General features: G+C 30.3%; 20 protein-coding genes and 1 pseudogene. 10 read left to right on the forward strand and 11 right to left on the reverse strand.

The features are described 5' to 3' along the window. Positions 1-36: 36 nt before the first annotated feature. From Q0X98_RS05695 to Q0X98_RS05705, 3 genes are read left to right on the forward strand one after another with little or no spacing between them, the layout of a single operon-like run. Positions 37-1,539: an MmgE/PrpD family protein gene (locus Q0X98_RS05695; RefSeq protein WP_297681996.1), complete on the forward strand. Its 1,503-nt coding sequence runs from the start codon at positions 37-39 to the stop codon at positions 1,537-1,539. Continuing rightward, positions 1,539-2,435 carry a methylisocitrate lyase gene (gene prpB / locus Q0X98_RS05700; RefSeq protein ID WP_297681997.1) on the forward strand — a complete coding sequence of 299 codons (897 nt, stop codon included), beginning with the start codon at positions 1,539-1,541 and terminating at the stop codon, positions 2,433-2,435. Before Q0X98_RS05695 ends, prpB begins: the two co-directional genes overlap by 1 nt. Next, entirely contained in the window at positions 2,435-3,559 is a 1,125-nt protein-coding gene (locus Q0X98_RS05705) for a bifunctional 2-methylcitrate synthase/citrate synthase (RefSeq protein WP_297681998.1), read from the forward strand. The genes prpB and Q0X98_RS05705 overlap by 1 nt, the downstream gene beginning before the upstream one ends. Here the strand turns inward: Q0X98_RS05705 and Q0X98_RS05710 are convergent. Genes Q0X98_RS05710 through Q0X98_RS05720 form a run of 3 tightly spaced genes read right to left on the reverse strand, consistent with a single transcriptional unit; the run spans position 3,545 to position 7,139 of the window. Further along, entirely contained in the window at positions 3,545-4,192 is a 648-nt protein-coding gene (locus Q0X98_RS05710; RefSeq protein ID WP_297681999.1) for a class I SAM-dependent methyltransferase, read from the reverse strand. The genes Q0X98_RS05705 and Q0X98_RS05710 overlap by 15 nt on opposite strands. 2 nt (positions 4,193-4,194) lie before the next feature. Next, positions 4,195-5,211 (reverse strand): ribonucleotide-diphosphate reductase subunit beta, encoded by a 1,017-nt coding sequence (locus Q0X98_RS05715; RefSeq protein ID WP_271483897.1) that lies wholly within the window; start codon positions 5,209-5,211, stop codon positions 4,195-4,197. Then, positions 5,202-7,139, reverse strand: coding sequence for a ribonucleoside-diphosphate reductase subunit alpha (locus Q0X98_RS05720; RefSeq protein ID WP_297682000.1), 1,938 nt, complete (start codon positions 7,137-7,139; stop codon positions 5,202-5,204). Before Q0X98_RS05720 ends, Q0X98_RS05715 begins: the two co-directional genes overlap by 10 nt. Before the next feature lie 157 nt (positions 7,140-7,296). Here Q0X98_RS05720 and Q0X98_RS05725 point away from each other — a divergent pair, with 157 nt between their 5' ends. Beyond that, complete coding sequence (locus Q0X98_RS05725) at positions 7,297-8,751, forward strand: phosphomannomutase/phosphoglucomutase (RefSeq protein ID WP_297682001.1); 1,455 nt, start codon at positions 7,297-7,299, stop codon at positions 8,749-8,751. After that, a complete protein-coding gene (locus Q0X98_RS05730; RefSeq protein ID WP_297682002.1) occupies positions 8,735-9,022 on the forward strand; it encodes a hypothetical protein in 288 nt (95 codons plus the stop codon). Before Q0X98_RS05725 ends, Q0X98_RS05730 begins: the two co-directional genes overlap by 17 nt. A 106-nt stretch (positions 9,023-9,128) precedes the next feature. Here Q0X98_RS05730 and Q0X98_RS05735 read toward each other — a convergent pair whose 3' ends face one another. The 5 genes and pseudogenes from Q0X98_RS05735 to Q0X98_RS05755 all read right to left on the reverse strand — a co-directional run bounded on the left by Q0X98_RS05735 (position 9,129) and on the right by Q0X98_RS05755 (position 13,159). Next, positions 9,129-9,530, reverse strand: coding sequence for an HIT domain-containing protein (locus Q0X98_RS05735; protein WP_297682003.1), 402 nt, complete (start codon positions 9,528-9,530; stop codon positions 9,129-9,131). 2 nt (positions 9,531-9,532) lie between these two features. After that, a complete protein-coding gene (locus Q0X98_RS05740; protein ID WP_297682004.1) occupies positions 9,533-10,318 on the reverse strand; it encodes a sulfite exporter TauE/SafE family protein in 786 nt (261 codons plus the stop codon). Between the two features lie 40 nt (positions 10,319-10,358). Then, complete coding sequence (gene dusA / locus Q0X98_RS05745) at positions 10,359-11,351, reverse strand: tRNA dihydrouridine(20/20a) synthase DusA (protein WP_297682005.1); 993 nt, start codon at positions 11,349-11,351, stop codon at positions 10,359-10,361. Positions 11,352-11,745: 394 nt separating this feature from the next. After that, positions 11,746-11,910, reverse strand: a pseudogene (gene rpoZ / locus Q0X98_RS07485) (DNA-directed RNA polymerase subunit omega); the annotation flags it as partial. A 43-nt stretch (positions 11,911-11,953) separates the two neighbouring features. Beyond that, positions 11,954-13,159 carry an MFS transporter gene (locus Q0X98_RS05755; protein WP_297682007.1) on the reverse strand — a complete coding sequence of 402 codons (1,206 nt, stop codon included), beginning with the start codon at positions 13,157-13,159 and terminating at the stop codon, positions 11,954-11,956. A gap of 14 nt (positions 13,160-13,173) precedes the next feature. Between Q0X98_RS05755 and Q0X98_RS05760 the strand changes: the two genes are divergently transcribed. Together Q0X98_RS05760 and Q0X98_RS05765 are read left to right on the forward strand one after the other, a co-directional pair. Further along, positions 13,174-14,049, forward strand: coding sequence for an NAD(P)-dependent oxidoreductase (locus tag Q0X98_RS05760; protein ID WP_297682008.1), 876 nt, complete (start codon positions 13,174-13,176; stop codon positions 14,047-14,049). Between the two features lie 3 nt (positions 14,050-14,052). Further along, complete coding sequence (locus Q0X98_RS05765; protein WP_297682009.1) at positions 14,053-14,658, forward strand: pyridoxamine 5'-phosphate oxidase family protein; 606 nt, start codon at positions 14,053-14,055, stop codon at positions 14,656-14,658. Here Q0X98_RS05765 and Q0X98_RS05770 read toward each other — a convergent pair. From Q0X98_RS05770 to Q0X98_RS05780, 3 genes are read right to left on the reverse strand one after another with little or no spacing between them, the layout of a single operon-like run. Further along, on the reverse strand, positions 14,655-15,437 hold the full coding sequence (locus tag Q0X98_RS05770) for a hypothetical protein (protein WP_297682010.1): 783 nt from the start codon (positions 15,435-15,437) through the stop codon (positions 14,655-14,657). The two genes, Q0X98_RS05765 and Q0X98_RS05770, sit on opposite strands and share 4 nt — an antisense overlap. A gap of 9 nt (positions 15,438-15,446) precedes the next feature. After that, on the reverse strand, positions 15,447-15,737 hold the full coding sequence (locus Q0X98_RS05775) for a DUF1330 domain-containing protein (RefSeq protein ID WP_297682011.1): 291 nt from the start codon (positions 15,735-15,737) through the stop codon (positions 15,447-15,449). 12 nt (positions 15,738-15,749) lie between these two features. Beyond that, on the reverse strand, positions 15,750-16,262 hold the full coding sequence (locus tag Q0X98_RS05780) for a gamma carbonic anhydrase family protein (protein WP_297682012.1): 513 nt from the start codon (positions 16,260-16,262) through the stop codon (positions 15,750-15,752). A 20-nt stretch (positions 16,263-16,282) separates the two neighbouring features. Here Q0X98_RS05780 and Q0X98_RS05785 point away from each other — a divergent pair, with 20 nt between their 5' ends. From Q0X98_RS05785 to Q0X98_RS05795, 3 genes are read left to right on the forward strand one after another with little or no spacing between them, the layout of a single operon-like run. Further along, the gene (locus Q0X98_RS05785; RefSeq protein WP_297682013.1) at positions 16,283-16,837 is read left to right on the forward strand and encodes a thioredoxin family protein; all 555 of its coding nucleotides are present in this window, start codon (positions 16,283-16,285) and stop codon (positions 16,835-16,837) included. Further along, positions 16,837-17,919 (forward strand): glycosyltransferase family 4 protein, encoded by a 1,083-nt coding sequence (locus Q0X98_RS05790; protein WP_297682014.1) that lies wholly within the window; start codon positions 16,837-16,839, stop codon positions 17,917-17,919. Before Q0X98_RS05785 ends, Q0X98_RS05790 begins: the two co-directional genes overlap by 1 nt. Positions 17,920-17,955: 36 nt before the next feature. Continuing rightward, positions 17,956-18,786, forward strand: a complete 831-nt coding sequence (locus tag Q0X98_RS05795; protein WP_297682015.1) for a DMT family transporter — start codon at positions 17,956-17,958, stop codon at positions 18,784-18,786. The last annotated feature ends 12 nt before the right edge of the window (positions 18,787-18,798 follow it).

The raw sequence follows: 18,798 nt of genomic DNA on the forward strand, positions 1-18,798 counted from the left end.
TAACTATTAAAACAAAATCACTATTAAGGAGATATTTTGTTATTACATACAGTTAAAGTTTACCCATCTAAAATTAACCTTCCTAAAAAAAAACAACTTGCTTGGAAAATAGCTGAAATTGCAAGCGATAATGTAACTTTAAATAAAGATGCAATAGAAATGGTGATCAATAGAATTATCGATAATGCATCTGTTGCAATAGCATCTCTCAATAGAAGACCCGTTGTTTCTTCAAGAGAAATGGCTTTAAAACATTCTAGAAAAAATGGTGCAACTTTATTTGGTGTAAACTCAAAACTTAAATTTGATTGCGAATGGGCAGCATGGTCAAATGGAACTGCTGTTAGAGAACTTGATTTTCATGATACTTTTTTAGCAGCCGACTACAGTCACCCCGGAGACAATATTCCTCCTCTTTTGGCAGTTGCTCAACAAAATAAAATTAATGGTTTAGATTTATTACGGGGAATTATTACTGCCTATGAAGTTCAAGTAAATCTAGTTAAAGGAATTTGCTTACATAAACATAAAGTAGATCATATAGCTCATTTAGGACCAAGTGTTGCTGCAGGTTTAGGCTCAATGCTTAAACTTAATACTGAAACAATTTATCAAGCAGTTCAACAAGCTCTGCATACAACTGTATCAACAAGACAATCCAGAAAAGGTGAAATTTCAAGTTGGAAAGCTTATGCACCTGCTCATGCAGGTAAACTAGCAATTGAAGCTGTAGATAGAGTTATGCGTGGTGAAGGAGCACCGAGCCCAATTTATGAAGGAGAAGATAGTGTTATAGCTAGAATATTAGATGGAAAAAAAGCTAACTATAAAGTGCCACTTCCTAAAAAAGGAGAAGTTAAAAGAGCTATCCTTGAGACTTATACAAAAGAATATTCTGCAGAGTATCAATCGCAAGCATTAATTGATGTAGCTAAAAAACTTAAAACTAAAATAACTAATCTAAACCAAATTAAAAAAATTGATATATTTACAAGTCACCACACTCATTATGTAATTGGAACTGGAGCTAATGATCCTCAAAAAATGGATCCAAATGCAAGCAGAGAAACACTTGATCACTCTATAATGTATATTTTTGCTGTGGCATTAGAAGATGGAGACTGGCACCATGTGAGATCTTATACGAAAGCTAGAGCAAATAAAAAAAGTACTATTAAAATTTGGAAATCAATTACAACTTATGAAGACAAAAAATGGACTAGAAAATATCATGATCCAAATCCAATGAAAAAATCTTTTGGAGCTAAGGTAGTAGTCACTTTAAATAATGGTAAAAAAATTACTGAACAACTTGATAGAGCTGATGCTCACCCTTATGGTGCGAGACCGTTTAAAAGACAAAACTATATTAATAAATTTTTAACTTTAACGGATGGTATCCTTGATAAAAAAGAGAGTAATCGTTTTTTGAAAACAGTTCAAAATTTAAAAAAACTAAAATCGGGTCAATTAGATAAATTAAATATAGAAGTTAAAAAAAATGATTTAAAAAGAAATTTAAAAAAAGGAATATTTTAGTGCACTTTGTCGATAAAGAACCAAGTCAAAAAAGAATAGATTTTGTCGAGAAATTAAAATCAAATAAAATATTAAGAGTTCCAGGGGCCTACAATCCACTAACTGCAAAACTAATTGAAGAAATTGGGTATGATGCAGTTTATATATCTGGTGGTGTTATGGCTAATGACCTTGGTTTTCCAGACATTGGCTTAACAACTTTACAAGATGTTAGTACTAGATCTTATTTAATTTCAAGAGTTACTAATTTACCTACAATCGTAGACATAGATACAGGTTTTAAATCTTGCAAAGAAACTATTGAAACTTTTGAAGAATTTGGAATTACAGCTGTTCATTTAGAAGACCAAATTGAAAGAAAGAGATGTGGTCATCTAGATAATAAAGAATTGATCTCCACGGAAGCTATGGTTGATAAGATTAAAGAATGTGTTGCTGCAAAAAAAGATAGTAATTTTAAAATAATTGCAAGATCAGATGCTAAGGGCGTTGAGGGAATTGATAAAATGATTGATAGATGTAAAGCATATATCGATGCTGGAGCAGAAATTATTTTTCCTGAAGCATTACAAGATGAAAAAGATTTTGAAAAAGTTAGAAAAGAACTTTCTTGTTATTTATTAGCCAATATGACTGAATTTGGAAAATCAAAACTTTTCAACTATAAAGAACTAGAGAATTTTGGATATAATATAGTGATTTATCCAGTCACTACACAAAGATTAGCAATGAAAAATGTGGAAGATGGATTAAGAGACATTTATGCGAATGGACATCAGAATAATATTATTGATAAAATGCAAACTAGAAAAAGACTTTATGAGTTAGTTGAGTACGAAAAATACAACTCGCTTGATGAAAAAATTTATAACTTTAGTACGGAAGGACATGAGTAATGAGTGATGAAATAAAAAAAGGTTTATTGGGAATAGTGGTTGATGAAACAGAAGTTTCAAAAGTAATGCCTGAAATAAACTCTCTAACTTACAGAGGTTATGCTGCTCAAGATTTATGTGAATATTGTAGATTTGAAGAAGTTGCTTATTTGATTTTAAACAAAGATCTTCCAAACTCAATTCAATTGAAACAATTTGAAAAAGAAGAAAAAAATAACAGAGAATTATCAAAAAATTTGTATGAAATAATTAAACATATGCCCAAGAAATCACATCCAATGGATGTCGCAAGAACAGCTGTGAGTGTAATGGGTTTAGAGGATAATGAAACATCAGACTCATCACCTGAGGCTAATATGAGAAAAGCTCTAAGAATTTTTGCTAAAACTCCTACAGCTTTGGCTGCTTTTTACAGAATTAGAAATGGTAAAAAAATTATTAAACCTAAAAAAGAATTAACTTTTGCTGAAAACTTTTTCTACATGTGTTTTGGTAAAGTTCCACAAAAAGAAATTGTTAAAGCATTTGATGTATCTCTAATACTATATGCAGAGCATAGTTTTAATGTTTCAACTTTTACTGCAAGAACTATTACTAGTAGTTTGTCAGATATTCATGGAGCAATAACTGGCGCTATAGCCAGTTTAAAAGGTCCACTTCATGGTGGTGCTAACGAAGAAGTAATGCACATGATGAGAAAAATTAAGAAACCTGAAAATGCATTAAAATGGATCAATAATGCCCTTAAAAATAAGGAAGTGGTAATGGGTTTTGGTCATAGAGTTTATAAATCTGGGGACTCTAGAGTTCCAACTATGAGAGAATATTTTGGAAAAGTTGCCAAAATCAAAAAAGACAAAACTTTCGAAAAAATCTATGACATTGTTGAAAAAGTGATGATCAAGAAAAAAAATATTCACCCAAATGTGGACTATCCTACTGGTCCCACATATCATTTAATGGGTTTTGATACTGATTTCTTTACTCCGATATTTGTAATTTCTAGAATTACCGGTTGGTCAGCGCACATAATGGAGCAACACGCTGCGAATAAACTTATTCGACCACTTGCTAAATATAAAGGTAGCAAGCACCGAAAAGTTATGGAATTAAATTATAGATAATTCTATTTTTTCTATTTTAGCAAATCTATCATCACATACAATAGAACAGTTAAAGTCATTTTTATCTACAAACTCATCAATTGCTTGTTTAACACCAGGCGCTTGTTCTAGATCATAATCATCACATAAAACTGTACCATTATTAATTATTACCTCATGGCAACAATTAAGATCATTGAGCACAGTGTTATATTCATGCCCACCATCTAAAAAGACATAATCAATTTTTGACATATCAATTTTTTTTAACACTTTATTTGAGTTACCCTTAATTAAATGAATATTATTTTTAAATTTAGCTAATAATTCCTCTACAGCTTCTAGACTATATGGGTTTTGTCTTTTTATATATTTATAATAAAATTGTTTTACTGGATTTGATGAAAAGGTAGTATTAGGTATTACTTCATTTTTATTTTCATCACTCTCTTCAAATAAGTCTAAACCAATGTAATTAAAGTTATTTCCATGAATTTTAAACAAAAGTTCACAAACATTTCTAGCTGTTACTCCATGAAAAACACCAATTTCTAAAAAGGTTTTAGGTTTTTTTTCTAAGACTTCTTCTAAAAAAAAAGAACCGACTCCTTTTTGCTTTAAACTAGTTTTTCGGTAGTATTTTTTGTATTCCAAAATTAACTAAAAGCTTCTACCCAAGTACCTTGCGTTGATGCTTTAGAGTATTCTGTTGCACGACCTTCAAAGAAGTTCATGTGCTCAACAGCATTCAACATTGTATCTAACCAAGTTAAAGGGTTTTTTTGTACATCATAAATTGGCTCTAGACCTAATTGAGTAAGTCTTCTATTAGCTATAAATCTAATGTAATCTTTAACTTCTTGAGCAGTTAAACCTTCCATTGGACCCATTTCAAAAGCAAGATCAATAAAAGCATCTTCATGTTCAATAATAGTTCTGCAAGCTTCATAAAGTTCTTTTTTTAGTTTTGGAGTCCATATTTCAGGGTTTTCATTTATGAATTCTTTGAAAACTCTAATCATAGAATTACAATGAAGAGTTTCATCTCTAACAGACCAAGTAACAATCTGACCCATTCCCTTCATCTTATTGTGCCTTGGAAAATTTAAAAGAATTGCAAAACTTGCAAACAATTGAAGGCCTTCTGTAAATGCACTAAACACCGCAACTGTTTTTGCAATATCCTCCTTAGAATTTACATTGAAACCTTGCATGTAGTCATATTTATCTTTCATCTCTTTGTATTTCATGAAAGCAGAATATTCTGACTCTGGCATTCCTATAGTGTCTAACAAATGAGAGTAAGCCGCTACATGGACTGTCTCCATTGAAGCAAAAGCTGTCATCATCATTAAAACTTCTGTTGGCTTAAATACAGTTGTGTAATGTCTTAGATAACAATTGCTAACCTCAACATCAGCTTGAGTAAAAAATCTAAATATTTGAGTTAATAAATTTTTTTCAGATTGAGTTAAGTTTTTTTGCCAATCTCTAACATCATCACCTAGTGGTACCTCTTCCGGTAACCAATGAATTCTTTGTTGTGTTAACCACGCATCATAGCACCATGGATATCTAAAAGGTTTGTAAACTGGATTTTCAACTAATAAACCCATTTTTTTGGGTTGAATTATTTCATTGTTTGGTGTCTTAATTTTTTCTGCTACTGACATGATAGGCACTCCTCGTATTCTGGTTCTTCAGATTTAGTTTGTTTGTTTTTATAAACGTTGTTTAAAACATCTGTTGATTTTGCATCATTGATATTTTCAGCTCTTTGAATTGATTTTGATCTACAGTAATAAAGACTCTTCAAGCCTTTCTTCCAAGCATCAAAATGAATTTTGTGTAACTCTTTTTTATGAACATCAGCTGGTAAAAATAAATTTACTGATTGAGCTTGTGATATAAATGGAGTTCTGTCTCCACTTAACTCAATAATCCACTGCTGATTAAGTTCAAAGGCAGTTTTAAAAACATCTTTTTCTAAATCAGTTAAAAAATCTAAATGAGATACAGAGCCTTGATTTGTTGTGATTGTAGACCAAGTTTCATCATCATTTTTACCATGACCCTCTAAGATTTCCTCTAAATATCTATTTCTAACGTTAAAAGAACCTGACAATGTTTTATGAGTATAACTATTAGCTGCAATTGGCTCTACTCCAGGTGATGCTCCACCACATATAATTGATATTGATGCAGTTGGCGCAATAGCTGTTTTGTTAGAAAATCTTTCTTGATATCCATATTCTGCAGCATCTGGGCAAGCTCCTCTTTCTTCAGCTAAATCTTTTGAAGCTTTATTAACTTGTTCATCAATTTGTTTAAATATTTTTTTATTCCAAGACTTTGCCATTACTGACTCAAGTGGAATTCTATTTTTTTGTAAAAAAGAATGAAAGCCCATTACACCTAATCCAACACTTCTTTCTCTTTCTGCGGAATATTTTGCATCTTTAAATTGGTCGGGAGCTTTTTTTATAAAATCAGTTAGAACATTATCTAAAAATCTCATCACATCACTAATCATGTCTGGATCATCTTTCCATTCATCATATTTTTCTAAGTTAAGTGAAGATAGACAACATACAGCTGTTCTATCTCTTCCATCTTTATCAATCCCTGTAGGTAAAGTTATTTCGCTACATAAATTTGATGTCTTAACAGTTAAGTTTGCAAGTTTATGATGCTGTGGAATTAATCTATTAACTGTATCAATATAAATAATATAAGGTTCACCTGTTTCAATTCTTGCAGTTAATAATCTTATCCATAAATTTCTTGCAGAAATTGTTTGCTGAACAGTACCATCAGCAGGACTTTTTAGTCCCCACTGCTCATCATTTTCTACAGCTCTCATAAATGCATCTGAAAGTAAAACACCGTGGTGTAAATTTAAAGCTTTTCTATTTGGATCACCACCCGTGGGTCTTCTCATTTCAATAAATTCTTCAATCTCAGGATGATCAACTGGTAAATAACAAGCAGCAGATCCTCTTCTTAAAGAGCCTTGGCTAATTGCCATCGTTAAAGAATCCATAACTTTAATAAAAGGAATTATTCCAGATGTTTTTCCAACTTTACCAATTTTTTCTCCAATAGATCTAAGGTTACCCCAGTAACTTCCAATACCACCACCTTTTGCAGCTAGCCAAACATTTTCACTCCAAAGATCAAGAATTCCTCCTAAGCTATCTGATGCTTCATTTAAAAAACATGAAATAGGCAAACCTCTTTTAGTTCCACCATTTGATAAAACGGGTGTTGCTGGCATGAACCAAAGATTGCTTATGTAATTATAAATTCTTTGTGCATGTAAATTGTCATCTGCGTATGAACTTGCAACACGTGCAAATAAATCTTGAAAAGATTCGTTATGACCTAGGTATCTATCTTTTAATGTTGCTTTACCAAAGTCAGTTAGGTTTGCATCTTTGGATCTGTCGATCTTAATTATAATTCCCTTATCGTTTTGAAAAAGTTCAGTTTCAGTACTTAAAGAAAAAAGATCAGGTCTATTTCCTTTTGAAACTTCTTTAACTTCTGGGCTATATTCGGAGACAGCTTTCTTAAGGGCCTGTGATAGAATTTTATTCATATTTAGTACTATAATTTGTTATTGTGACGAAAACAACTATATGTTGTATGCGTTTGTTGTTAATATACTATATAAACAACTATTCAATAGAACATTTATAGAACGCGACAAAATATATTTCAATAAAAAAAATTAAAAAAGGTTAAGTAATTAACAGATGAATCAAAATATAAAAATAGACCCCTATGGTTTTAGAGAATATGACGCTCGCTGGTTGTATGAAAAGGACATAAGCAAGGAAGGAATCACGAATCTTGGTAAAGGTCTAGGAACTCAAATAAAAAAACATACTCAAAAAGAGAATCCAAGGGTAATCGTTGGTCATGATTATAGATCTTACAGTGAGGAAATAAAAAGTGCTCTTAAAAAAGGTTTGATCTCAACAGGCTGTCATATTGAAGATGTGGGTCTTTCTTTATCTCCAATGGTTTATTTCGCACAATTTAATTTAGATGCTGATGCTGTTGCTATGGTTACTGCAAGTCATAATGAGAATGGTTGGACTGGCGTTAAAATGGGAATTAAAAAAGGCTTAACTCATGCTCCTGAAGAAATGAAAGAATTAAAAGAGATTACATTAAATGAAAACTTCTCAAACGGTGAAGGTAATGAAAAAAAAATTGAAAATTTTCAACAAGTTTATAAAGATGATTTAATAAGCGGTAATAAGATTAATAAAAAATTAAAAGCAGTTGTTGCATGTGGGAATGGTACTGCCGGGGTATTTGCACCTGACATTTTAAGAGGTATTGGCTGTGAAGTTATTGAACTTGATTGCAATCTAGATTGGACTTTTCCTAAGTATAACCCAAATCCAGAAGATTTAGAAATGCTTCACGCAATTGCGAAAGCTGTTAAAGATAATAATGCAGATATAGGGTTTGGTTTTGATGGTGATGGCGATAGAGTTGGTGTTATTGATAATCAAGGAAATGAAATATTTTCAGATAAAATTGGTTTATTAATTGCAAGAAACCTATCAACAAAACATAAAAATTCTAAGTTTGTAGTAGATGTTAAATCTACAGGATTATACTCAAAAGATAATGTTCTATTAGAAAATAATTGTGAAACTATTTATTGGAAAACAGGACATTCTCACATCAAAAGAAAAGTAAATAATGAAAAAGCTTTAGCCGGGTTTGAAAAAAGTGGTCATTTCTTTTTTAACCAACCTTTAGGTTACGGATATGATGATGGTATTAATTCAGCTATTCACGTGTGTCATTTATTAGATAATCAAAATAAAATGATGAGTGAAATTATTAATGAATTACCAAATACATATCAAACACCTACGATGGCACCTTTTTGTAAGGATGAAGAAAAATATCAAGTAGTTGAAGAATTAGTTAAACAAGTTGAAGAAATAAAAAAAAATAAAATTAAAATTGATGATCAGATAATTACTGAAGTTTTAACAGTAAATGGTGTAAGATTTTCTTTTGAAGATGGTTCTTGGGGATTAATAAGAGCGTCTTCAAATAAACCCTCATTAGTGATTGTAACTGAAAGTCCAACGTCAGATATAAGAAAGAAGAAAATCTTTTATTTTATTGACGATTTACTTCAAAAAACTGGAAAAGTTGGAGAATATGATCAAAAAATTTAGCCTAATTATTATACTATTCTTGCTAGTACCATTAAAAAGTTATGGTTTAAGTGAGCAAAATGAACAGCAAATGTATATTGGCTGCTATCAGAATTCAAAACAGTATTTAGGAGCAGACAAAGCTAAAACTTATTGCCAGTGCACTGTTGATAAATTAAGCGAAAAGTTTTCTGATGAGGAGCTGGATAGAGTATTCAATCAAAAACCAGAGGATATTATTAAAGATACTGAATTTGCGTCTAAATTTTGTGAAAATAAAATTCTTCAATAAAGTTATACAATAAATCAAAGATTCAATCAAAACGTGCTTAGTTATTTACCAAGAATCAGATAATTATTTAGATGAGGTGATGGAGGGAGACTGAAGTCACCTCTTTTTATTTAAAAGCTTTATTAACCTTTTGCATCATAATAGATAAAGTTTCTTTGGTATACTTTTTACCTTTTACAACCCACACAGATAGTGGCCATGAACTATCTTTTTTACTTCTTGCTATAACGTGAATATGTAACTGAGGAACCATATTACCAATTTTTTCTATATTCAGCTTTGAGGTTTTAAATAATTTTTTCATAATTTTACTTACGTGAATAATTTCTTTCATAAGTAAAATTTGATCTTTAGAATTTAGATCACTCATATCAGTAATCTTATTTTTTTTGGGAATTAGAATAACCCAAGGAAATTTAGAATTATCATAAAGCCTAATACTACATAGTTTAAGTTCCGTTATATAATGTGAAGACTTTAAAAATTTCTTATCGATTTCAAAAGGCATATCTATAATTTTAAGTACTCGTAGAAAAACTTAGCTGCAACTATTAATAAAAAAATACCAAGTAATTTACTAATTTTATTTTTATCTATTTTATGAGCTGTTCTTGCTCCTAGTCTTGCCATAAAAGTTGTAATAGGAATAAAGATTAAAAAAGCTGGAATATTTAAAAAACCAATACTAAAAGGTAAATTTGTTTTTAAATAACTTCCTGAAATAAAAAAACCTGTAGCACCAAACAATGCAATTAAAAAACCAATTGCTGCTGCACTACCAATTGCTTTATTAATTGAATAACCAAAAAACTTAAGAATTGGTACATTCATGACAGCACCACCAATACCCGTTATAGCAGAAATAAATCCAACAATCGTACCAAGTATAATTTTTAAATATAGTTTCATTTCAGATATTATATTTTTATCTTTCTCTTTGATTAAAAGTAAATAAATACCCAAAAACGATATTACGATTGAAAAGAAAAGCACTAGAGATTTTGTTTTAAAAGTTGCTGCAAATATAGTTCCAATAATCACTCCTATAATGACAAAAATACCATAGTTTTTAACTACATTAAAATCTACCGCATTAAATTTATGATGGGTTAAAACTGAAACTATTGATGTTGGGATTATTATTGCAAAAGAAGTTCCTACTGCTAAGTGCATAATATATTGCTGATTAATTCCAAGTTGACCAAATATATAATAAAGAAAAGGAACTGTAATTAACCCACCACCAATACCAAATAAACCAGCAACAAATCCAACAGGAACAGCTGTTAATACCATTAATAAAATAAAATAACTATATTCGTTTGCTAAAATAGAATTAAGCAGATTGCCCTACGCTTGTATCAACAGTGTTATATTTAATTTTATCCATGATGTGATCAATTTTCTTAACATCTGCGTCTCTCACACACATATTTTCACTTAAATATCTCTTCCAATAACTGGCACCCGTTTGCCCATGAAACAAACCAATAGTATGTCTCATTATTTGATTTAATCTTGTGCCCTTTTTTAATTCATCCTTTACATATGGAATTAATTGTTCAATGACATCTTGTCTACTTAAAACCTCTTCAGTTCCAAAAATTTCTTTTTCAATGTCTGCTAACATATAAGGCGTGTGATACGCTGCTCTTCCAATCATCACACCATCTGTTTTTTGAAGAAGGGGTGTTATTTGATCGACAGATGTTATTCCGCCATTTATTATTATCTCTTCATTTGGAAAATCTTCCTTCAATTTATAAACGTATTCATATTTTAAAGGAGGTATATTTAGATTTTGTTTAGGAGTAAATTTTCCTAACATTGCTTTTCTTGCATGAATGATAAATGTTTTAACTCCAGTTGATTTCAAAGTTGTAATAAAATTATGAAGATTTTCATAATCTTCAACATTGTCATATCCAATTCTAGTTTTTATAGTTACTGGTAAATTTGTTGAATCCTGCATCTTGCTTAAACAATCTGCAACTAAATTAGGTTCTTTCATCAAACAAGCACCAAATTTACTTTTTTCAACTTTTCTACTTGGGCAACCTAAATTTAAATTAATTTCATCATAACCAAAGTCTTCACCTAATTTTGAAGCTTCTGCTAAAAGTTTAGGGGAAGATCCTCCTAATTGAAGAGCTACTGGTTTTTCATTAATATTAAATCCAAGTAATCTTTTTTTATCCCCTCTGTTGATTGCTTCATCAACAACCATCTCTGTATAAAGAAGAGTATTTTTTGAGATCAATCTTAAAAAGTAACGCTCATGACGATCTGTGCAATCCATCATAGGAGCAACTGATACTTTCCTATTCATGATTTAACTTTATATGATTTTACTATGAGTTTGAAGCGTCTGAATCTTCTGTAATTGCTTCTGCTTCTTGATTTTCTTGTTCTGAAACTTCATCAAGTGACACTTCACCTTGATCATTCATTGTTTCTTCACTATCTGATACATCTACATCTGGTTTAGCTGTTTCTGATAATTCAGCTAGATCCTCTTGTGAAACTTGAATTTTTTCTGGAGTTTTTCTAGCTCTTTTAGATGGTAAAATCGGTGTCCCACTTTTTGAAATTTCACCTTTGTACATGTTTTCAAAATCATCACCCACTTCTTCATCATCCTCAGAACCATCATCAACCTGCTCAACATGTTTTCTAAGTTTGTAAACTGCGCTATCAGTCAAATCTGAAACTTTAATTTTTTCTTCTGCAATTTCTCTTAATGAAATAACTGTATTTTTGTCGTTATCTCTATCTAAAGTTGGTTCAATGCCTGAATTTAATTGGGTAGCTCTTTCTTTAGCAACTAGTACTAATTCATATGGGCTATCTACTTTATCTATACAATCTTCTACTGTAACTCTTGCCATGGGCGATTATTTATACCCCAGACTTTAAAAATGCAAGGGTTTTCTATACTATTACTGGATTGAGCTTTTTTCGAACAAAGAAAAGAAGAATTAAAGAAACGAATATATAAGTGCCTGATACAACAGCAATATCACCTACAGTAAAACCTAAATCTATCAAATATCCAAATAAAGCAGTTCCAAAGGCTGTGGCAAATACCATCAATGCAGTGGTTAGAGCTTTAATAGAACCTAGATATTTAACTCCATATAGCTCAGCCCAAGTTGAAGATCCTAAAATATTAGCAAAACCATTAGATATCCCTACTAAACCTAAAAATATAAAAGCTGTAAACTGTGTATCAAAAAAGAATAGAACTATTACTGATAATAAAAGTGGAATATTCATATAAATTAATAATTTTCTGCTTGTAAATTTATCAATTAAAAAACCTGATAAAAATAAAGTAAGTACAGATAGAATTGAATAAGACATAAATGATTGGGCAATTACATAAGGACCCCATCCTTTTGAAGTTTGAATAAAAGATTGAAAAACAGCAAAGCCGGTAAATATCCAAGGCATTGCTAACATGTTAGAGCTAATAATATAAAATCTATAATCTTTTATTACCTCCCTTCTTTTCCATTGTTTAATCTCAACATTTTTTTTATCTTCATCACTTGATTCTCTAGAATCTAGATTTAAATTTTTAATTAATAAAAAGGATGCAATTGGCAAAACTATTAAAACCGTAATAGAAAAAATAAGCCAAAGATTTTGCCAATCTATGATTGTTAATAAATATACCATTAGAACAGGCATAATAAATTCTGCAGATGAAAGACCGAACCAACTTATACTTAAAGCTCTACCTCTAGTTTTAGTAAAGTATCTTGAGATAGTAGTTGATGCTGTGTGAGACATCATTCCTTGTCCTGAAAATCTCATTAAAAAAATTGCAACAAATAATAAAAAAACTGATGTTATTCTTGAAAAGAAAAAACAAGCAAATGATAAAAGAATAATTACAAAAAAAGCAAATTTAAAAATATTTACATCATCTATCTTTTTTCCAACCCAAATTAACAGAACACTACTACACAAGGTTGCTGATGCATAAATTGAGCCAAATTGTCCGTGGGTAATAGATAACGCTTCTCTAATACTAGAATTAAATAGACCTAAAAAATAACTCTGTCCAAAGCTAGAAAAAAATGTAAAAATAAATCCAAATAGAATTACTTTAAACTTCAAACTGTTAAACATAGGAAATAAAAATTATGTCTTTTAATGTTGCTTTCATAGGTCTTGGTGTCATGGGTTATCCGATGGCAGGTTATATATCAAAAGCTGGTCACAATGTAACTGTTTATAACAGAACAGGTACTAAAGCTGATAAATGGATTGCAGAATATAAAGGCTCAAAAGCAGATACACCTGCAAAAGCTGCTGAAGGTGCTGATTTTATTTTTACCTGTGTTGGAAATGATAATGACTTAAGAGAAGTATCTCTTGGAGAAAATGGATTGTTTAATACTGCTAAATCTGGTTCGGTTTATGTTGATAACTCTACAGTATCAGCAGAAATTTCTAGAGAATTATATGCTACAGCTAAAGATAAGGGATTTAATTTTTTAGATGCACCTATTTCAGGTGGTCAAGCAGGTGCTGAAGGTGGAATACTTACAGTAATGGTTGGTGGTGATGAAGATGTATTTAAAAAAGCAGAACCAGTTATTGATTGCTATAGCAGAAAAGTAAAATTAATTGGTAAATCTGGGAGTGGACAGTTAACTAAAATGATGAACCAAATGTGTATAGCAGGTGCGGTTCAGGGTTTATCAGAGGCCATTAACTTTGGAATAAATGCTGGGTTAGATATGGATATCGTTATGGAGACCATATCCAAAGGAGCAGCTCAATCTTGGCAAATGGAAAATAGATATCGAACAATGACCGATGATGTGTTTGATTATGGTTTTGCTGTAGACTGGATGAGAAAAGATCTAGCAATTGTAATTAATGAAGCAAAAAAAAATGGTTCACCAGTTCCGATTACAGAACTTATTGATGGCTATTATGCAAAAGTTCAAGAGATGGGTGGAAATCGTTGGGATAGTTCAAGCTTAATTGCTCTTCTAAAAAAGAAAAAGTAAACTGTGACTGATACCGTTCCTTATTACGAGGACTTTACAGAGATTAAAAAGAAGATTTGGTCAATGCTGACTAATGCAGTGAAAGACAGAGGGTCACCATTTAGAATACCTGTTTTTATTTGTGGAGATCAATCTGACTTTGATGGAAGAATAGTAGTTCTCAGAAAAGCAGATGAACTAAATAATCTTGTTCAATACCACAGTGATATCAGATCAGATAAAATAAAAAAAATAAAAGCCAATAAAAATGCTTCGATGCTTTTTTATGATAAGGAAGAAAAAATACAGGTTAGACTTAAAGTTGAATGTACTGTTAATCATAACAATGAAGTGACAAAAGAGTCTTGGTCAAAAACACAACATATATCTAGAAAATGTTATTTAGTTGATAACGGTCCAGGAACGGAAAGTGATATACCGACTTCAGGATTAAAACCTGAACTTGATAATTTTGATTATACTAAAGAACAAAGTGAAGAAGGTTATAAAAACTTTACTGTTATTCAGTGTAAAATAAAATCTATTGAGTGGCTTTATTTAGCAGCTAAAGGACATCGCAGGGCTAGATTTGATCTAGAAAACAATAAAGATAATTGGTTAATTCCTTAATTAAAAGTGGCCTTAACATCTCCAAATTCAGATGAAGTTACTTCAATTAACGTTTTGTCATTTATAGGAACTGGAAACCCATAAGCTCCTGTTAAGATTAAATCTCTTTTTTTAAGATAATTATTATTTCTAGCTTGTTCTTTGACCAGCCAATTTACTTCTGACAACATGTCAATTGGCCATTTTTTATTAACCCAAGTGTCTATTATTTCATTGTCATAAATAAGTTTGAGATCAGTTTCTAATTTATTTGAAGGTAATTTTTTTTCTAATCCCAAAACTACACCCGCATGTATCGCATTATTTGTAAGGAGTTCTGCACCATGAGGTTCATCGCCATAAAAAATAAGATTATGAATTTCTATTAGAGGATAAATCGCTTCAATAGATTCTAGTATATAATCAAAAGAGGATAATTCAGGATTAATATCTCGATTTAATATAATGCCAAACTCTGCTTCCATAGCTGGATTGGTGTAGTCTTTTTTATTTAAAATTACTCCACTATTATACAATTCGCTTTTCCAGAGATACCCACAAGCAGGTTGGGTAAATCCCATTTTCTTTTGAGTATCTTTTGATACACAGCCTATTTTATAACCAACTATTTCCTCTCCTCTTTTTTTTCTTAATTCAGCAACATTAGATTGAATAAGCAAGGCTTCATCATTTGTTATCTTTATTTTTTCTTTAAAAATTATGCTGGGTTTTTTACTATCGTAATTTTCTAAAGTTTTATTTGCAAAAAAATCTAAATCTTTTTTTGAATAATTACTCATTCTTTAAATTTATAGTCCTTTTACAATAATATTGCTTCCTTCAGAATTTTGTAAACGTATATCTTTAACAGGTTTATATTCATCTGAATGATACCACTCTAAAGCTCTTTCATAAGTCGGAAATCTAATAATTACTAGTCTTGGAAAATTATCTTCTCCTTCAACAACTTGGTATTCACCATTTCTAACCAAATATTCTCCATCAAATTTTTTTACTACTTCACTCACTTTAGCTACATACTCTTTATAGTTTTCAGGGTTTGTTACTTTTAATTGTGCGATTACATAACCTGCTGGCATTATTATCTCCTATTAGAAAATTGATTTTGAATATTTTTTCCAATTATCTTGGTAGTGTTTGGTATTTTCTAAAACTGATTTTTTTTCTTCTTCAGTCACTTCTCTTATTATTTTACCTGGTGAACCTACTACTAAAGAATTATCTGGTATTTCTTTATTCTCAGTAATTAAAGCTTTAGCACCAATTATACAATTTTTTCCAATCTTAGCATTGTTTAGAATTACTGCCCCAATACCAATTAAGCTATTATCTCCAATTGTGCATCCATGAAGCATAACTAGATGGCCGACAGTCACGTCTTTTCCAACTTTTAAAGGACAGCCTGGATCAGTATGTAAAACACTGCCATCTTGTACATTAGACCCCTCACCTATATGAATATTTTCAATATCACCACGTAATACAGCATTAAACCAGATGCTAGAGTTTTTCTCTAAAGTCACATCACCAATGATTGTTGCATTTGGTGCGACCCAATTTTCGCCAGAGTTTTGTGGTTTTTTATCTTTTAAATCATAAAACATAATTTATATATTCTTATAGTATGCCAGTTCAAACTCCAATATGTGATTTTGGTAAAAAAGCTTTACCCTTTGAATTAAAATCTACAGAAAACAAAGTTGTTTCATTAAATGACGTTATGGGAGAAAATGGAACTTTGATAATGTTTATTTGTAATCATTGTCCATATGTCAAAGCTATTACAAAAGAGCTAGTTGAAGATTGCAATGAATTAAAAAAAATTGGAATTAACACAGTTGCGATATGCTCAAATGATTTTGTGAATTATCCAGATGACTCGTTTGATAATATGATTAAATTTTCTAAAGATAATAATTTTAATTTTCCTTATGTGCATGATGATACTCAAGAAATTGCAAAATCTTATGATGCTGTATGCACACCTGATTTCTTTGGTTATAATAAAAACCTTGAGTTACAATATAGAGGAAGACTAAGAGAGCTTAAAAATTTTGTACCAGTAAAAGATGGTGAAAGTGATTTATTAAAATCTATGAAACAAATTGCTGAAACTGGCAATGGACCACAGAACCAAATCCCTAGTGCTGGCTGTGGCATCAAATGGAAATATGATTAATGTATTTAATCGTTACTAGATCTTTTCCACCTGAGCTTGGTGGTATGCAAAGCTTAATGTGGGGACTTGCAAAAGAGCTTTCAAAAAACTTTATGATTAAAGTTTTTGCAGATTATGTTGAAAAACATAAAGAATTTGATGAACAAGCAACATTCTCTATTGAGAGAGTTGGAGGACCTAAATTGCTTAGAAAATATAGAAAAGCATATCTTATTGATGAATTTATTAAAAATAGCAAAGTAAATGGAATTATAGCTGATCATTGGAAAAGCTTAGAACATTTAAAAACTAATAAAAAAAAATATTGCTTAATTCATGGTAAAGAAATTAACCACGCTAAAGGATCAGGGATTAACAAACGTTTATTAAAAGTATTAAATAATGTTGAAAAAGTAATTGCTAATTCAAAATATACTAAAAATTTGGCAATTGAAATTGGAGTAAAAAAAGAAAATATTATTGTAATTAATCCAGGGATAGATCCAATTAAAGATCTTGATAAAAAATCATTAGATAAAGTTGAAAGCTTACTTACAGTTAAAACACCAAGATTAATTACTGTTTCAAGATTTGATAAAAGAAAAAATCATGAAAAAGTAATAATGGCTTTAAGAAATTTAAAGCAAATTTATCCAGATATTGTCTACATTTGTATTGGTTATGGGGATGAGGAGGAAAATATTAAAAGTCTTGTAAAAGAATTGAACTTAGAGGGTCAGGTAATGTTTTTTAAAGATATAAGTGATGATTTAAAAAATGCCTTATTGGCTAAATCAAATATATTTGTAATGCCATCTATTGTTCATAAATCTTCAGTAGAGGGTTTTGGAATAGCTTACACTGAAGCAGCACAATATAGCATACCCTCTATTGGTGGTGAAGTTGGAGGTGCATCTGATGCAATTGAACATGAAAAGACAGGCCTGATTTGTGATGGAACCAATTTAGACTCAATATATTATTCAATAAATTCAATGCTAGAAAATAAAAAATATTTAGAGTTCGGAAAAGGTGCTAAAGATAAGGTCTCAAAATTTTATTGGCCTAATATTGTTGAAGAATATAAAAAAATCTTAAGCTAATTTATGTACCTTTTTAACTCCAAGGAGTCTATTGGGATGCTTTTTGGAATTTTTGCATATTTATCTTTTTCTATTTTAGATACAATTCAAAAAACTTTAATAATACATCATTCTATTTTTCAATTACTTTTGGTTAAATATTTTTTTGTTTTATTTTTAGCTTTATTTGAATCTAAAAGAAAAAATAATCTTTTTTTTTACAAATCAAAAGATATCAAATTACAGATATTTAGAAGCTTACTATCAGTGATAGAGTCAGGTTGTTTTGTTTTATCATTTAAGTATTTATCATTAGCTAATGCTCATAGCATTGGTTCACTTGCACCAGTAATAGTTGTTGCACTATCTGCAATAATTTTGAAAGAAAAAGTATCTGCTAAAACATGGATCGCAATTTTTATTGGCTTTGTTGGGGTTTTGATTATTCTAAGACCCACTTCATCAATATTTGATCCAAAAGCGTTGTTGCCATTAATTGCTGCATTTGTACTTGGACTTTATCAAATTATTACTAAAAAAGTTTCTGAACATGATGCGAATGAGACTTCATTATTTTATACATCAATCATTGGTTTAATAATTATGTCTTTATTGGCTTCTAAGTTTTGGACTCCAATTGATGGATATTCATACGCAATGTTTTTAGGTATTGGTATATTTTTTTCATTAGGTCTTTACCTTCAAATAATTGCATTGAGTAAAGCAAGAGCAAGTATTATTCAGCCATTTCATTACACTTTAATTTTTTGGGCAATAATTTTTGGATATATATTTTATAATGATATTCCAGATATATTCACAGTTATTGGAGCTATAATAATTACCTGTTCTGGTATCTTTGTTTTAAACCAATCTTCTAAAAATTAAACTAAGATTGTT

Source organism: uncultured Candidatus Pelagibacter sp., assembly GCF_943788075.1.
Classification (GTDB): domain Bacteria; phylum Pseudomonadota; class Alphaproteobacteria; order Pelagibacterales; family Pelagibacteraceae; genus Pelagibacter.

What these genes read in the sequence shown, in the direction of transcription:
- Q0X98_RS05755 (WP_297682007.1), bottom strand. Translation starts at nt 13,159, where the DNA reads ATGTTTAACAGTTTGAAGTTTAAAGTAATTCTATTTGGATTTATTTTT.
- Q0X98_RS05790 (WP_297682014.1), top strand. Translation starts at nt 16,837, where the DNA reads ATGTATTTAATCGTTACTAGATCTTTTCCACCTGAGCTTGGTGGTATG.
- dusA (WP_297682005.1), bottom strand. Translation starts at nt 11,351, where the DNA reads ATGAATAGGAAAGTATCAGTTGCTCCTATGATGGATTGCACAGATCGT.
- Q0X98_RS05705 (WP_297681998.1), top strand. Translation starts at nt 2,435, where the DNA reads ATGAGTGATGAAATAAAAAAAGGTTTATTGGGAATAGTGGTTGATGAA.
- Q0X98_RS05740 (WP_297682004.1), bottom strand. Translation starts at nt 10,318, where the DNA reads ATGGTATTAACAGCTGTTCCTGTTGGATTTGTTGCTGGTTTATTTGGT.
- Q0X98_RS05720 (WP_297682000.1), bottom strand. Translation starts at nt 7,139, where the DNA reads ATGAATAAAATTCTATCACAGGCCCTTAAGAAAGCTGTCTCCGAATAT.
- Q0X98_RS05725 (WP_297682001.1), top strand. Translation starts at nt 7,297, where the DNA reads ATGAATCAAAATATAAAAATAGACCCCTATGGTTTTAGAGAATATGAC.
- Q0X98_RS05715 (WP_271483897.1), bottom strand. Translation starts at nt 5,211, where the DNA reads ATGTCAGTAGCAGAAAAAATTAAGACACCAAACAATGAAATAATTCAA.
- Q0X98_RS05730 (WP_297682002.1), top strand. Translation starts at nt 8,735, where the DNA reads ATGATCAAAAAATTTAGCCTAATTATTATACTATTCTTGCTAGTACCA.
- Q0X98_RS05770 (WP_297682010.1), bottom strand. Translation starts at nt 15,437, where the DNA reads ATGAGTAATTATTCAAAAAAAGATTTAGATTTTTTTGCAAATAAAACT.
- Q0X98_RS05775 (WP_297682011.1), bottom strand. Translation starts at nt 15,737, where the DNA reads ATGCCAGCAGGTTATGTAATCGCACAATTAAAAGTAACAAACCCTGAA.
- Q0X98_RS05795 (WP_297682015.1), top strand. Translation starts at nt 17,956, where the DNA reads ATGCTTTTTGGAATTTTTGCATATTTATCTTTTTCTATTTTAGATACA.
- Q0X98_RS05735 (WP_297682003.1), bottom strand. Translation starts at nt 9,530, where the DNA reads ATGCCTTTTGAAATCGATAAGAAATTTTTAAAGTCTTCACATTATATA.
- Q0X98_RS05760 (WP_297682008.1), top strand. Translation starts at nt 13,174, where the DNA reads ATGTCTTTTAATGTTGCTTTCATAGGTCTTGGTGTCATGGGTTATCCG.
- Q0X98_RS05780 (WP_297682012.1), bottom strand. Translation starts at nt 16,262, where the DNA reads ATGTTTTATGATTTAAAAGATAAAAAACCACAAAACTCTGGCGAAAAT.
- Q0X98_RS05785 (WP_297682013.1), top strand. Translation starts at nt 16,283, where the DNA reads ATGCCAGTTCAAACTCCAATATGTGATTTTGGTAAAAAAGCTTTACCC.